The sequence below is a fragment of the Neolewinella antarctica genome, assembly GCF_011927835.1.
In the GTDB taxonomy this organism is placed as follows: Bacteria; Bacteroidota; Bacteroidia; order Chitinophagales; family Saprospiraceae; genus Neolewinella; species Neolewinella antarctica.
In genome coordinates this window covers 560,782-575,819 of record NZ_JAATJH010000002.1, presented here as the reverse complement: position 1 = coordinate 575,819, position 15,038 = coordinate 560,782, and the positions used below count along the sequence as shown (strand labels likewise).

At 54.0% G+C, this 15,038-nt stretch carries 12 protein-coding genes; 10 read left to right on the top strand and 2 right to left on the bottom strand.

Features of this window, described 5'->3' with window-relative positions; translation table 11 throughout:
* The first annotated feature begins 394 nt into the window (after positions 1-394).
* The 4 genes from GGR27_RS07550 to GGR27_RS07535 all read left to right on the top strand — a co-directional run bounded on the left by GGR27_RS07550 (position 395) and on the right by GGR27_RS07535 (position 5,705).
* Positions 395-1,138, top strand: coding sequence for an isoprenyl transferase (locus GGR27_RS07550; RefSeq protein WP_168036806.1), 744 nt, complete (start codon positions 395-397; stop codon positions 1,136-1,138).
* A 143-nt stretch (positions 1,139-1,281) separates the two neighbouring features.
* Positions 1,282-3,828: an outer membrane protein assembly factor BamA gene (bamA, locus tag GGR27_RS07545; RefSeq protein ID WP_168036805.1), complete on the top strand. Its 2,547-nt coding sequence runs from the start codon at positions 1,282-1,284 to the stop codon at positions 3,826-3,828.
* Positions 3,829-4,050: 222 nt separating this feature from the next.
* Positions 4,051-5,064 (top strand): nucleoid-associated protein, encoded by a 1,014-nt coding sequence (locus tag GGR27_RS07540; RefSeq protein WP_168036804.1) that lies wholly within the window; start codon positions 4,051-4,053, stop codon positions 5,062-5,064.
* Positions 5,065-5,135: 71 nt separating this feature from the next.
* Positions 5,136-5,705, top strand: coding sequence for a DUF697 domain-containing protein (locus tag GGR27_RS07535; protein WP_168036803.1), 570 nt, complete (start codon positions 5,136-5,138; stop codon positions 5,703-5,705).
* An 87-nt stretch (positions 5,706-5,792) separates the two neighbouring features.
* Here GGR27_RS07535 and tesB read toward each other — a convergent pair whose 3' ends face one another.
* Complete coding sequence (gene tesB, locus GGR27_RS07530) at positions 5,793-6,653, bottom strand: acyl-CoA thioesterase II (RefSeq protein WP_168036802.1); 861 nt, start codon at positions 6,651-6,653, stop codon at positions 5,793-5,795.
* A 619-nt stretch (positions 6,654-7,272) separates the two neighbouring features.
* Between tesB and GGR27_RS07525 the strand changes: the two genes are divergently transcribed.
* The 4 genes from GGR27_RS07525 to GGR27_RS07510 all read left to right on the top strand — a co-directional run bounded on the left by GGR27_RS07525 (position 7,273) and on the right by GGR27_RS07510 (position 11,796).
* A complete protein-coding gene (locus tag GGR27_RS07525) occupies positions 7,273-8,745 on the top strand; it encodes a hypothetical protein (RefSeq protein WP_168036801.1) in 1,473 nt (490 codons plus the stop codon).
* 104 nt (positions 8,746-8,849) lie between these two features.
* Positions 8,850-10,034, top strand: coding sequence for an acetyl-CoA C-acyltransferase (locus GGR27_RS07520; protein ID WP_168036800.1), 1,185 nt, complete (start codon positions 8,850-8,852; stop codon positions 10,032-10,034).
* Between the two features lie 214 nt (positions 10,035-10,248).
* On the top strand, positions 10,249-10,818 hold the full coding sequence (locus GGR27_RS07515; protein ID WP_168036799.1) for a hypothetical protein: 570 nt from the start codon (positions 10,249-10,251) through the stop codon (positions 10,816-10,818).
* Positions 10,819-10,845: 27 nt separating this feature from the next.
* Entirely contained in the window at positions 10,846-11,796 is a 951-nt protein-coding gene (locus tag GGR27_RS07510) for a hypothetical protein (RefSeq protein ID WP_168036798.1), read from the top strand.
* Between the two features lie 1,162 nt (positions 11,797-12,958).
* On the opposite strand, the gene GGR27_RS07505 is transcribed toward GGR27_RS07510, so the two are convergent.
* Positions 12,959-13,336, bottom strand: a complete 378-nt coding sequence (locus GGR27_RS07505; protein ID WP_168036797.1) for an SET domain-containing protein-lysine N-methyltransferase — start codon at positions 13,334-13,336, stop codon at positions 12,959-12,961.
* Positions 13,337-13,591: 255 nt separating this feature from the next.
* Here GGR27_RS07505 and GGR27_RS07500 point away from each other — a divergent pair, with 255 nt between their 5' ends.
* On the top strand, positions 13,592-14,080 hold the full coding sequence (locus tag GGR27_RS07500; RefSeq protein WP_168036796.1) for an asparaginase domain-containing protein: 489 nt from the start codon (positions 13,592-13,594) through the stop codon (positions 14,078-14,080).
* Positions 14,081-14,333: 253 nt separating this feature from the next.
* A complete protein-coding gene (locus GGR27_RS07495; protein WP_168036795.1) occupies positions 14,334-14,927 on the top strand; it encodes a 1-acyl-sn-glycerol-3-phosphate acyltransferase in 594 nt (197 codons plus the stop codon).
* Positions 14,928-15,038 lie beyond the last annotated feature (111 nt).

The window sequence follows — 15,038 nt, the reverse complement described above, 5'->3', positions numbered from 1 at the left end:
CCCGAACGTAACGGCGGCAGCACGCTACCGCACTATCATTCGGGTCGGAGACCCTCGGCCTAAGAGCAACATTTTATTAGGTCGAGGGCCTCTGGCCCGAACGTAACGGCGGCAGCACGCTACCGCACTATCATTCGGGTCGGAGACCCTCGGCCTAAGAGCAACATTTTATTAGGTCGAGGGCCTCTGGCCCGGACGTAACGGCGGGAGCGCTACCGCACCACCATTCGGGCCGGAGGCCCTCGGCCTAAGGAGCGACATTTTATTAGGCCGAGGGCCTAGAATTAGACCCGCGCACCGCTAACGCCCCCATCCATCCCATCGTGCGTACCGCAAAAACACGGTCCTACCATCCTAAAATATCATTCGTACCTTTGCCGCCCGTAACCAAGCTATGAGCGAACTCGAAGCCAAAATTGACAAGGACCACCTACCCCGCCACATCGGCGTGATCATGGATGGTAACGGCCGTTGGGCGACCGAGCAGGGCAAACCCCGCGTGTTCGGCCACCACAGCGCCGTGGAGGCCGTCCGTGCCACGGTCGAGGGCTGCGCCGAGCTCGGCGTCGAATGCCTGTCCCTCTACGCTTTCAGCACCGAAAACTGGAGCCGCCCGGAACTGGAAGTCGGCGCTTTGATGCAGTTGCTGATCGACACGATCGGCTCCGAGATGGGCACGATGCTCGAAAACGACATTCGCCTGCGGGCCATCGGCGACACGTCCAAGCTGCCGGAAGCGACGCAGGACGCACTCAAGTACGGCATCGCACAGACGGCGAAGAACAAAGGGATGGACCTCATCCTCGCCCTCAACTACAGTGGTAAGTGGGACTTAACCGCGGCCATCCGCCGCATCGCCCGGGAGGTGGCCGCTAACCGGCTGGAGGCTTCGGCCATCGACGAGACGATTATCAACCAACAACTAGCCACGCGGGAGTTCCCCGATCCGGAGCTCATCATCCGCACCAGCGGGGAGCACCGGTTGAGTAACTTTTTCCTTTGGCAAGCCGCTTACGCAGAATTTCATTTTAGCCCCGTCTTCTGGCCGGAGTTCCGCAAACCAGATTTACACGCCGCCATCCTCGATTTCCAGCAACGGGAACGGCGGTTTGGCCAGACTTCCGAACAACTCACCTGACCCTTACCAACCACCGAACGCCCCCCGGGGTCTTTCCCCCCGAATGCTTCGGGCTTTGCCCCAGAAACATTCCCCTTCCCACCGCCCCCGGCACCCGCGACCACGCCCACCGCTACTAATTGGGAAGCAAACACAAGCGACGAATGAGATTAAGCGCCTTCCTTCTTTCACTCCTCTGCCTGCTGAGCTTCAGCAACCTGACCGCGCAGAGCGACTCTCTGGACTTCCCCGTCTACGACTACTCCAACCCTTCCGAGTACGAGATCGGTGCCATCAGCGTCCAGGGCGCTTTTTTCGCCGAGCAGACCGCCATCATCGGCGTGACGGGCCTCAGTGTGGGCGACCAGATTCGCATCCCCGGGCCGGACATTCCCCGGGCCATCAAAAACCTGTGGCGCCTGCGGCTCTTCACGGACGTGCGCATCGAGCAGGAAAAAACGATCGGCGACGTCATTTTTCTTACGGTTCGTGTTACAGAGCGCCCACGCTTTTTGCGCCACAGCTACACGGGCGTCAAGCAGGGTAAGCACGAAGATTTGAACGAGGTCGTCAACGGTTACATCGTCCGTGGTGGCATCGTCACGGAAGACGCCAAGATCAACGCGGCCGAGGGTGTTCGCCGCTATTTCATCGAAAAAGGCTACCTCGATACGAAGGTCGACGTACAGGAAATCGTGGACACGACGCGCGCTAACTCCGTCCGGCTCGTCTTCGACGTGGACAAGATGGACCGCGTCAAGATCGACAAGATCAACTTCATCGGCAACACGGCCATAAAGGACAAAAAGCTGCGCAAGCAGATGAAAGAGACAAACTTGAAAAGTAAGATTTTCAAGAGTTCTAAATTCCAGCCGGCCCTGTACAAAGACGATAAGCAGGCGGTCGTCGACTTTTACAACACGCTCGGTTACCGCGACGCGCGCATTTTGAACGACAGCATTTACCGCGACGAGGATGGCGATTTGGTAATCGACATCAACATGAACGAGGGCAATCAGTACTACTTCCGCAACATCACCTGGAAGGGTAACTCCATTTATAACGATGAGGCGCTGGCGCGGGTGCTGGCCATTGAAAAAGGCGATGTTTTTAACAACAACGAGCTCCAGGAGCGGCTATCCTTCAGCCAGACGAACTCCGACGTTTCGAGTCTGTACATGGACAACGGCTACCTATTCTTTAGCGTGGACCCCATCGAAGTCGCCATCGACGGCGACTCGATCGACCTGGAGATGCGCATCTTTGAGGGCCCGCAGGCGACGATTGACAAGGTAGTCATCAACGGAAACGACCGGACGCACGAGCACGTCATCCGCCGCGAAGTCTTTACCCGGCCCGGCCAGAAGTTCTCCCGTTCGGACATCATCCGTAGCCAGCGCCAGATCATCGGCCTGGGTTACTTCAACCAGGAGGCCCTCGGCATCGAAACGCCCGTCAACCCCGACCGGGGCACGGTGGACATTATTTACACCGTCGAAGAAAAGCCTTCCGACCAACTCGAGCTGAGCGCCGGTTGGGGTGGCCGCCAGGGCATCATCGGTACATTGGGCGTAACGTTCAACAACTTTTCCCTGCGTAACCTTTTCAACCGGGAAGCGTGGCACCCGCTGCCCCAGGGCGACGGCCAACGTCTGTCTTTGCGCGCGCAAACGAACGGTACCTTTTTCCAGAGCTACAACGCTTCCCTGACCGAACCGTGGCTGGGTGGCAAGCGCCCCACGTCCCTGACCGTCTCCGCTTTTTACAATAAGTACAACATCGGTAACGACGTCCGGCCCAACAAGCTGGTTATTCAGCAGGCGGCCGTCAGCTTTGGTACGCGACTGCGGTGGCCGGACGATAACTTCGTATTCCGCGCGGGGGTAAACGTACAGATCCTTAGTCTGGATGGCTGGAATCAGCGTTTCCGGACCGACGAAGGCGAGCAGATATCGACGGGTAACTTCAACAACTTCTCCGGACAGTTTACCCTCGCACGGAGTACGGCAACCGACCCGATCTTCCCCCGGGAAGGCTCCAACATCGAGTTGACCGTTAAACTCACGCCACCCTACCGTAAGCTCGGTTTAGTGGACGATGACCCCGAGAATCTCAAGACAACCGCCGAGCAATTCCGCTTCCTGGAGTACCACAAATGGCGCCTTAATGCGGACTGGTACACGCCCATTGCCGGTAAACTCATTCTGAAGACCCAGGCCAAGATCGGCTTCCTCGGAGCCTACGACGACCTGGTCGGTGTCTCCCCCTTCGAGCGTTTCGAACTCGGTGGCGACGGCATCAACAACCAGCAGGCTCAGTTTGCCGGGGTGGACATCGTTTCCCTGCGGGGTTACGAGACGAGTGAGCTACCAAATAACTTCATTCGCAACCCGACTACGGGCGCGCGGGAAGAAACGGCCGCACCAATCTTTAGCAAATACACCGTTGAACTCCGCTACCCAATCTCTTTGAACCCATCGAGTACCATCTTCGTGTTAGCCTTTGCGCAGGGCGGTAACTCCTGGCGTTCCTCCCGGGACTTCAACCCGTTCGACCTGAGGCGGTCCGTTGGTTTCGGTGCGCGTGTCTTCCTACCGATGTTCGGTACGCTCGGCTTTGACTGGGGCTACGGCTTCGACAAGGACGCGGAGCGGGCGGAAAATGGCAATTTGACTACGTTTAACATCATTCTTGGGTTTGAGCCGGAATAGGGGTTTATTCCGTTATGCTTTGGCCCATTAACTCGGGGGTGTTTGCGATTACATCGCGCCCGCATAGCTTTGCTCCCGCGCCAGCGCCCATAATTAGACGATATCAGGCTAGAGATGCCCGATTCTGGGCTTTGAGTAAAAAGTGAAGTGCCGGCAAGACCGCAGACCTAAGGGACCAAAAGACTATCAGACCTAGAGACTAAAAGACCACTTGACTAAGCAATGGATCAACTAATCGTCCACAACCTAATCGTCCACGAGCTAAAGAAGCAGCCAGAGATGGCCGACGCCGAGCTCATCCTCTCCAAGGCACCGCTCGCCATCACCGAGCAGAGCCAGGAGCTCATTGGCCGCCTGGACGAGATCTTCGAGCGCAAGAATGACCTACTTCAGGGCTTCCTCGCCGAACCCGACGAGTCCCTTTTTCCAGCCTACTACCAAAACTGGCTGAACGACGGCCGCAACCGGGAGAACTTCATCGTCTTTTCGAACGACACGATGAAGATCCTTCGGCAAAGCCTCCAGGGGGTTATCGGGGCCAAGGGGGGGTACTTGCTCTACGCGGACTACACGATGGAAGAGCAGCGCATGCTCGGCATCTTTCTGATTCGGGAAACCCCCGGGCTGGTGTTCGTGCCGGAAGATGACCATTTGAAACTGTCGTCTACCCAGTACCTTGACGTGGACCACATGGCCATGGCCGTCCGCCTACTGGCCGGCAAAGGGCGTACCGTACAGATGATCCGCCACGCCCGCACCCAGGGCTCGATCAGTCAGTACTTTACCGACTGGGTCGGTATCGACCGCCCGGAAACGAGTGCGGAACTGACGCAGAATTTCCTGGAACTAGTGGAGGAACTACCCGTCCCGACGGATAAAGAAACCGGCTTCGCGATGAACGAGGGGGAGTTCGAGAAGGCCCTGGTTAAGTACGCGGCTAAGGCACCACAACAGACCATTCGGGCCAAAGACTTCGACGAGTTCTTTTACGGTAACGATAAACCGCTCCAGGACATGTTAACCGAGTCCGACGGTGAGCTCGACGAAGGTTTTCGGGTCGACAAGCGATCACTCCGCAAGCAGTACTACCTGCGTGCCGGCTTCGGTGGCCTGAGCATCACGTGCACGAAAGACCATTTCCGCAGCGGACAAATCGAAGTAGACGAGACTACGGGCAAGATCACCATCAATAGTGACGAGCTAGCTTCCCTGCTCCTGGACCAGAAGGGAGAGTGACTTCGCGGAACTAAAACGAACAAATAAGGGTATTTTGCTGGTTATATAATCGAACCAAAAATAATCTAGCCATGGCAAACGATGCCCTCGACAAAATCCAAGACACCGCCGAATCTAATAAACTTTCCGTAGCCAAAGCCGCGCAGACGGATGATTTAAAAGCAAAGCGGACCGAATCTGACGCACTCATTAAACGCTATGCGCTGCTGGGTACCGCTAGCGGTTTAATTCCGGTGTTTGGCCTGGACGTTGCGGCCTCCACGGCGCTCCAGACCAAGATGATCAAAGATTTGGCGGACATCTACGAATTCGACATTGATGACCAAATTCTTCGTACGGCCATCACTACTGGCGTCACCGCACTGGTTGGCCGCGTACTGACGGCAGCGGCGGGTATGCTGGCCGGGACGATCTCTCCCCTCAAAATGTTCGTGAACGGAGCGACCAAGGCGGCCGTGTCTGGCTTCCTCACCCTTGAAGTTGGTAAGTTGTACCAGTCTAAAATGGAATTGGGACAGAACCCCGCCGACATCACCATCATGAGCATCGCCGATCACATTATCGCCCAAATCAAGGAAGGTAAGTGGGATGCTTCTAAACTCAGCCTCACGAACCAGTTAGGTGCTCTGGTAAAAGGATAAAATCTCGGACAATTATTCCGGGAAATCTCTTTTGACCCCAAGCTATTGGTGCCCGTTCTCGCAACCTGCGGGAACGGGCGCTTTTTATTAACGCCGCATTTTGCGCATTAAGCCTTCCTGCACCACGCTGGCAACGAGTTTCCCCTCCGCATCAAATATATTCCCCCGCGTGAAGCCCCGCCCTCCACTCGCCGACGGGCTGTCAATGCTGTACAGTAACCACTCGTCAGCCCGAAAAGGGCGGTGAAACCACATGGCGTGGTCCAGGCTGGCCATTTGGATGTTGCGCTGGTCGATCGCCTTACCGTGGGGAAGCAGGGCCGTGGTTAGGAGATTATAGTCGGATGCGTAGGCCAGCACCAATTCGTGTTGGTGACGATCGTCGCCCATCTCTCCGTTCGTTTTCAGCCAGACGTTGCGGATGGGTTCGTACTTTTCGTTGGCGAACGGGTTCAAAAATTCGACCGGGCGGAATTCCAACGGGCGCTTGATGGCCAGCATTTTACGGATGTTTTCCGGCAGCTTTTCTCCGAATTGCTTAGCCATGCCTTCGTAGCTCACGAGTTCGTCGTAGCGTAGTACGTCCGGCGCCGTTGCCTGGTGGTCGTAGCCTTCCTGGGTCTTCTGGAAGCTGGCCGTCAGGTGAAAAATTGCCGCTCCGTTCTGGATGGCCTTCACCGCGCGGGTCGTGAAACTGCCACCGTCACGAATTCGGTCGACCTCGAAGATGATGGGGATGTCGAGGTCACCAGGTAGCACGAAATAACCGTGCAGTGAGTGGACGAACCGATCTTCGGCCACCGTTTTGATCGCCGCGGCCAGCGACTGAGCGAGCACCTGCCCGCCAAATACGCGGGGGGAGCCGATGGACCTGGATTCGCCGCGGAAAAGATTGACTTCCAGTCGCTCGAGATCGAGGAGGTTGAGTAGTTCGGAGACTTTTTGCATGGGGAGGTAACCTGTTGGGGTGGGTTGAGGTTTGCCTTCGAGTGGCGCTCCGCTGGTTGCCGGAGGAAGTGGAGGAAGAATAGGGAGAGGAAGGAGGAAGAAAGTTAGCCCAATTGACAATCAGCAAATCTTATGATTCTGGCCGATCGATTTATTTTGGCGCGGTCGCGGGTGCAGGGAAATTTAGAAAGGAGCGGGCATACGGGATTACAGAGATAGCCTTTGCTACGATCGATAAATGAGCCACGGCACCCGTACTTGACCACCCATACCGTATTGAAATCAAAGACGTAGACCGGCAAAAACTTATAAGGGTAACACCCATTCACGTTTTTACCGTGTTGCTACACCAAAATATAAGCTTATTACCAATGTCTCCTGTTCCACTACACTACTAGGTACCACGTTGCGGATTGACTTATCGGTCGACGATCACGGTAGTTTAGTGACCTCGGCTGATTCCTTCTCAGCCCTTCCCCGAAGTGCAAAACGCCTGACGTTGGGGACCGATCTGGTGGGTTTTGAGCGAACGCTTAGCTTGTATCATTCTCTGCTCGCGTACGCTACGCCGCTCTGGGCCTGCGGGCTATCAACCCCAAAAAGATTTGCTGGTCTACGCATGGTTACTTTGGCGGCCGAAAATGTACGCCCACTAGTCAATAAAGAAGGGGACATAAATATTTGGACGGGTAAGTTTCACCGCACTTTTCGTGACCACGCAACGCACTGGTACCACGTTGCCCATGTCCTGGCACAGATTATCGAAGAATTTGCCGCCCCACGCATCAACTGGTCCAACGTAGTCTATCAGCTACAGGTCGGTGGCCCTTTTTTCGAGGAGATCATTATTCTCATCTTAGACCACGTCGAAGACTCCGCCCTACGTGCGCGTTTGCTCAATGCGCTGCTGTTTTTTCCCACGGATCGCGTGCGAGAAGTCGCGCGGCGCTTGCTTTTAAGCATCGAAATGAATAACTGGGTCGGGACGCTTTCACTGGTGAGAACGCTGGGGCATTTCGAGTTCCCGGAAGCAATTGCGTTCCGGAAAGAATACGCCCGGGTGTGCGAGCGCAAATTCCCCAAAGATTTTCCTACGACCGGCCTGCCCGGCGGTGGAGCGCGCACGCTGGCCGGAGCCTGGCGGGAACTACGCGCCAGCGGCCACACCTCCCAGGCCAGCGTCCGTTATTTGCTACGCCGCGACGACGTCCCCGTCGAAACCCTCGTCGCAGCCTGCCACGAATGCGACGACTGGGTGGAACTGCACGGTCGCTTCCGCCAAGACTTCCTGGCCGCCGGATACACCGGGCCACTCGTGCCGACGCTCGACGAATACGTTCGCCAAAACCTCGACCGCAACACTTGGCCCACCGGCGAGACGAGTCACCGGCGGCACGTTTCGGAAGTCAACTACGCGCTCTTCAACCAGCCCTTGCTCCCCGCGACGATCGTGCTTTTGGCCGAACGGCTGGCCGACGCCAGCGAATTTCGCAGCACCTGTGCGGCCCTCCACCTGGCTGCTTACACCCAGCTTCCCCGGCTGCTGACCGACCGGCGGCCCGGCGGCGGTTACCGCAGCTACTTTGCCCAGCCCGCCGCTCGCCGCGGCGCCCTTCCCGAAGTCATTGTAGACCGGCTGATTGAGATGACCGAGCGGGAGAACAGCGTTAGTATTTTTAATTTCGCCGCCGTCGCGCTGAGCAACTTAGCTACGGACGATGCTCACGGAACCCGGATTACGGAGCACTGGCTAGACCTGGCCCGCACGTCGCACGAACCCGGCATCTACGTCTTCGCCTGCTATCAATTACTCCCCGGCTTTCACCACAACCCCCGCCGCGAATCTATCCGAGCCTTGCTCCCCGGGGCCATCGCTCGCCTGACCGAGCACAACGCCAACAACTTTGGCCGCCGACTTTGCCAGCTTTACGACCGCGACCTTACGCTGGCCTTACTCGCCAAAATTGCCCCCTGGCAAACGGAGGAAGCGTATTCCACCTTTGAAGAACTGGCCATGTCGGTCGTGCTGTTGCGGGACGATTACCACCGACTACCCCTCCCGGTCTACCACCCAGCCGCCGGAAAACGGTAGAAATTACGTGCATGCTTTTTAAAAAGTGGCGAACAAACGGTGCGCGCCAGAACAAACCTCCTCCGCTAGCCGTCAGGGTGAGTACGCTTTAACTTAAATCGATTATGCCCAACCAAACCGTTTACATCGTTTCCGCCGTTCGCACGCCCATCGGCTCTTTCGGTGGCCAGTTCTCTACTCTTTCCGCACCACAACTCGGGGCCGCGGCCATCAAAGGTGCCCTCGAAGAAGCCGGCGTAAAACCCGAGCACGTCGATGAAGTACTGATGGGCAACGTCGTTTCCGCCAACGTCGGTCAGGCACCCGCTCGCCAGGCGGCCATCCACGCTGGCATCCCAAATTCCGTGCCCTGTACCACCGTTAACAAGGTTTGTTCTTCCGGGATGAAAACGGTGATGTTCGCCGCCCAGTCGATTGCGCTGGGCCACAACGACGTGGTTGTGGCCGGTGGCATGGAAAGCATGAGTAACATCCCATTTTACGTGCCGGACGCACGCTGGGGCGCCAAGTTCGGCGACCGTAAATTAGTGGACGGCCTCACCAAAGACGGCCTCATTGATGCCTACGACCAGAACGCCATGGGGGTCTGCGCCGACGCTACGGCCGTCAAGTACGATATCAGCCGCGAGCAGCAAGATGCCTACGCCGTCGAAAGTTACCAGCGGGCCAAGCGCGCTACGGAAGACGGTACGTTCCGGCGCGAGATCGTGGCGGTCACCGTTCCTCAACGGCGCGGCGACGACCTGGTGATCGACGAAGACGAGGAGTACAAAAACGTGAAATTTGATAAGATTCCGTCGTTGCGTCCGGCTTTCGGCAAGGAGGGCACCGTCACGGCGGCCAACGCGAGCACGATCAACGACGGTGCGGCCGCGCTGGTCTTGGTGTCGGAGGCAAAAATGAAGGAATTAGGTTTGAAGCCGATCGCCAAAATTGTCGCTTTCGCCGATGCCGCCCAGGAGCCGAAATGGTTCACAACCGCCCCTACCCTCGCGGCGCCAAAGGCATTGAAGCGGGCCGGTTTGAAGATGTCGGACATGGATTTTCTGGAGGTAAACGAAGCTTTTGCCGTAGTTCCGATGGCCTTTACGCAGGAGTTAGGCCTCGACGGTAAGAACATGAACGTCAACGGCGGCGGCGTTTCGCTGGGTCACCCACTCGGTACTTCCGGGGCGCGGATTTTGGTGACGCTGATCAACGTTCTGCACTCGAACGAGGGTAAATACGGTTTGGCCACGCTCTGTAACGGCGGCGGTGGCGCTTCGGCGGTGGTTGTAGAAGCGGTCTAAATTTTGGCGCGGCCGCAGGTACCAATAAAATACGGGAGTGGCGGAGTTCGTTCGGCGCAGGTGCTCATTCGGTATACCGGGGATATGCGCGCTTTAAACGCTAATTAGCATCATTCGGCTAATTGCACTCTATTTTAACGTATTTACTTTTTTGTTATAGATTAATTTGCAAATATGGGGGGGGGGGGGGGCGATATTGTGCAAAAATTCTTTCATGAAAAGACTTCAATTGTATTTTCAATTAACTGTAGCTATGGTGGTACTTACAGTAGCCTCGGCGTGTAGAGACGGGCTTCCACCACCAAGTTCCACTAACGATGGCCCCACAAGATTAGTCGATGTATCAATTGGCTCTCTTGGCATCTATGGGTCATGCCAGGAAGATCTTGAAGGGGTAGAAGACGTGATCATAGAATTCACGGTAAATTCTGTTGATCTTTCCGGCGTATCTATTGAAGAAATTTACTTTGAACAAGAGAGAGTATCCAATAGCCTCTTCGACTTGTATAGCAAGAGATATCCACTTAGAATACCTAGGTTAGGTTTGTTTACGTTAGAAACGACCGTGACCTTCTCATGCGCAACCTGTTGTTCTGGACAGGGGCCCATGGGAGGCGATCCAAATGGTAATGCATGTGGTACAGCAGGCGGTGGCGTCCGCTCAAATGGCCAAGCTAGATTTTCTGAAAATTTACCGATGTTAGATAGCGGAAGTTTTCCGACTGGTCTCGTATCAGTTGAGCCTAAGTGGCGACGATGCTTCAGTTGTGGTTGCTCTGATTAATGCTTTTAACTCATAAAATTAACTAAAATGAACTTTAGAAATATTCTACTCTGTGCAGGTTTGATGCTTTCATTTTTCAACTGCGAAGATGACTCGGATTTTGCTCTATCAGGAGACGGAAACCCCGAGCCATATTTATTTAGTATTGGCGAAGATGCACCTTCCAATATTCAAGACAAAGGCTCCATTGCAATCATCGCAGTAGCTGGTGATGGTACTGAAATTACAAGACCCTCAATATATGTAACCGGCTCTTTGTACAGCAACGAGCGTGTAGCGACAACTTATAGTAGCCTCACCATAAATGGTGTCCTCCTTCCTCCCACCACAGTTGCAGATCAAGAGGGTGTTAATCCTGCTGGTAAAATCTTCAGTCAGTTTTTTGACTCTGAGAGTGGAACGCCTCCGACAGATTATAACAAAATCCACAGCTTATTTACTGGACAGGAAGTAAGTTTAGATCTGGAGAGTTCTTCTTTTGGCTCATTAAGCAAAAAAATATCAACTCCGGTCCTTCGTAACGTAATGTTGAATGCGACACCTGGTTATGCACAGACCCGAAGGATATCAAGTAATGATGGATTGGTATTAACGTGGGACACAGATGACGCTGTCAATGTGAAGTCCTTACTTCCACAAGAGGAAGTTGCTATTGCATTAGTCTATTATGCCGAAGAAACTATCCGTGAACAAGAACAGCTTCCTGACGGAGTTCCCATGTCCTATCCCACGGAAAGTCAGGTTTACAGCGTAGTGACAGAAAACGACGGTGAACACACAATTGACCCGCAATACCTCCAAGGATTTCCTGGTGGCGGAATTCACCGTATAATTATGGCAAATGGCGTAAGGTATAACTTTGATATAAACGATACGGATAATACAATTCAAGTAACGACAGGTACATTTATTACCTCCGATGAGTTTGAGATCGAGCACTGTGATGGTTTGATCGTATTCGACACGGATTGCCTATAATCTATCTAACTGATGTTACGCAGATTTTTTTAGCCACATAAACACAAAAGCACGGAAAAACTCTTTTCGGCCACGCCGAAGCAACTCCCACCTACGCTTTTGTGGTTCTGTATTTTGCTTCGCGGTACTTCATGTTATGTGACAAAATCTGGTTGCGCAAGGTCGGTCATCTAACTAAGAATATTGTTCGTAAGCGCCGTGTACGGTAGGGTGTGAAGTATACCCTACCGTACACGGCGTTTCTCATTCCTGTTATCACCTTTACTCTTTGCGGTGGTGATACTGCTATGGTCAACTCCCCCTCCACCCAGCACGGCACCCGCGGCCGCGCCCAATGGAGGTACGAATACTATGGAGCCTCCGGCAATCTGGTTCAGCGTGGGGTTGCTTCCTGACAAAAACCTTGCACCCGCGCCCGCGCAACCTGAACTATACCCCTACCGCCGACAATCGATGGCGAGGGTGACAAAAAAAAGCCGAACGCGCAATCGCGTCCGGCTTTCAGTGCTGTAGGAGAAGGAGTCGAACCTTCAAGAGGGAGTTAGCCAGTTATTAGATAGCTGATTTGTCCCCTAACCCTCACCCGCGAGACAAGCGGGCATGGCTGCCAATTTCATCACCCTACAGGGTTTGGTTTGTGGTCTTTAGTCTTCAGTCTGTGGTCTTTAGTCTTCACGACTATAGACCAAAGACTGTAGTCCACATTCTTCGCTGTAGAGGCAGGAGTCGAACCTGCAAGGGGTGGTTAGCCAACGTTCATCGCTCCGGAAGAGCTAGACTCCGCTAGAGCCGTGACCGTGGTTTGTTCCTGATTCCCCACCCGCGAGACAAGCGGGCATGGCTGCCAATTTCATCACTCTACAATTTAGTATGGTAGTAGCGGCTTCGCCTTAGTATGATCGTATGGTAGTGCTTCTGCTAATGCATTGCAGTACTACTACTTTTTCTTACTGTGTGTGTGCTGCTACTGTTATACTTCAAGACTTGCCGTTGCTTCGTCCTTTCAATAGCAAAGATGCAATCATTTAGCCTTTATGTGCAAGTATTTTCATTCTAAAGATTAAATCTTTATGATAATATCGTCAACTAGCTTAAATCTTTACAATATTTTTAATGCCTTTGCTCAATCCCGTCTAGTTCTTTGAAAATCTTGAATGGGGCTTTAGGACGGACTAAACCAGAGTTGCATCTCCGCGTCACCTACCCGATAATCAGTAGTGATCTCTTCGCCTCCCCGGATATCGCGGAGGGCGGCAAACCGAATTATCTGCTGTTCGTAATCAAGCTCGAACTCGGCGTTGGCACGTTCGGAGTGGTTATAAAGAGAACCGTAACCGAGGGCAATCGCGGCACGGTCGCCGTCCCATTGGTAGTAATAGTCGTGTAGGTGGGTAGCGTGGATCTTTGTCCGGTCTTCGCCCGAGAGGAGGATGATTGGGGCTAATTCGATGATGCCGCCATCAGGAATAGCTTCCGTAGTGAAGACGCCACGGCCGTGGCCGTTGGTATTTCTGATGTACAAGCCGGGTAGGTGAAGCATAGCTCGTAAGGTAGTGTTGTTCGGGTTTAGGACGGAAATGCGTGACTGCACAACTTATAGATCGTTCTAAGTATAGAAGCAGTCAGTCAAGTTCTTTCGCATAGTGTTGAAAATAGCGTATTTCAGAATAAGGACTGACGGAGTATTTTGAAGCCCTCCCTACCGTTTTGTGTTTCTGTGCTTTTGTGGCAAAAAAATATTACCCTTCGTGTACGCTCCTTAATAATTCCGCATTTTTGCGCAAAATCATCCTCTGTGATCCAAATTTTCGTAACCGGCGGCACCTTTGACAAGGAGTACAACTTCGTCACCGGCCAGCTCTATTTCCACGATTCCAACCTCCCCGAAATGCTCGACCGGGGGCGGTGCACCCTCGACGTAAACGTGCGGACCCTAATGATGGTCGACAGTCTGGACCTAACGGACATGGACCGGGAAAACATCGCCCACAACTGCCGGGGCGTGGAAACGAAGCAGATTCTCATCACGCACGGAACGGACACCATGCAACGCACGGCGGAGTTCTTAGCCGGGGCCGACATCAAGGGCAAAACGATCGTGATTACCGGGGCAATGATCCCCTATGCCTTTGGCTCCTCGTCGGATGGCTTTTTTAATTTGGGCAGCGCCCTGGCGTTCGTCCAGACCCTACCGCCCGGTGTCTACGTCGCCATGAACGGGCGCTACTTCCCCTGGGACGGCGTCCAGAAGAATCTATCGACGGGTTATTTCGAAAGTGTTTAGTTGCTGCATAACTAGGGAGCGGTGCCGCGAGGTACCCTACCCACCAAGTAAACGCTGCGCTTTTGGATGGACCCGATAGCGGGTGTATTTGAAACCTTTGTGACACGATGCCTGAGCTTGCGTGAACCTTGCTATCTTTCCCACCTAGATTTCAGCTCATCGATTTAACTACTCGTTCCGCCTAGCGGCTACCCAAATGCGTTACGCCTGGAGAGGCAAACTACCTTAAAAGTGCGCGCAGCGCTCCCAACCTATGATTCCCAAATGGCTCGCCCGTACTATGCTGCGCTTTAACAACGTGGAGATTGTCGACCACAATAACGGTGACTGGCCGGACCAGTGCGTTATCCCGACCGCTCCCCATACATCGAACCGTGATTTTCCGTACGGCATCTACTCGCGGCCCATCATGGGTCAGTACATCAACTTCGTGGCCAAGGATAGCCTATTCAAGTGGCCCCTTGGCCCCATCCTGAGGTGGGCGGGTGGCGTTCCGGTAATCCGCTCGAAGCGCACAAATTTTGTGCAGGCGGTGGCGGATATTTTCAAGACGAAAAACGACTTTAAACTCTGCATCGCCGTAGAAGGTACGCGCTCCAAGGTCACGCACTTCAAGACGGGCTTTTATTTTATCGCCCTGAAGGCGGACGTCCCGTTAGTTTTTTGCCGTTTCAACTTCGGCGAGCGTAAAGTGGAGTTTTCCAAGCCGTACTACTTGACTGGCAACATTCGAGAGGACTTTGATCATATCTACCGCCACTTCGACGGCATCAAGGGACTTAAACCGGACAACAGTTTTGTTTACGATCCGGCGGTGCTGGATTTATTGCCGGAGGTTCGGGAGTGAGAAGTACCTGATTGACTTCAAGCTATAATGAGAATGAGCACCACTGACCAGCGGCAACGGTGCTCGTTTGCTTACTCACAGTCAACGGGATGGTACTGCTGACCAATAACT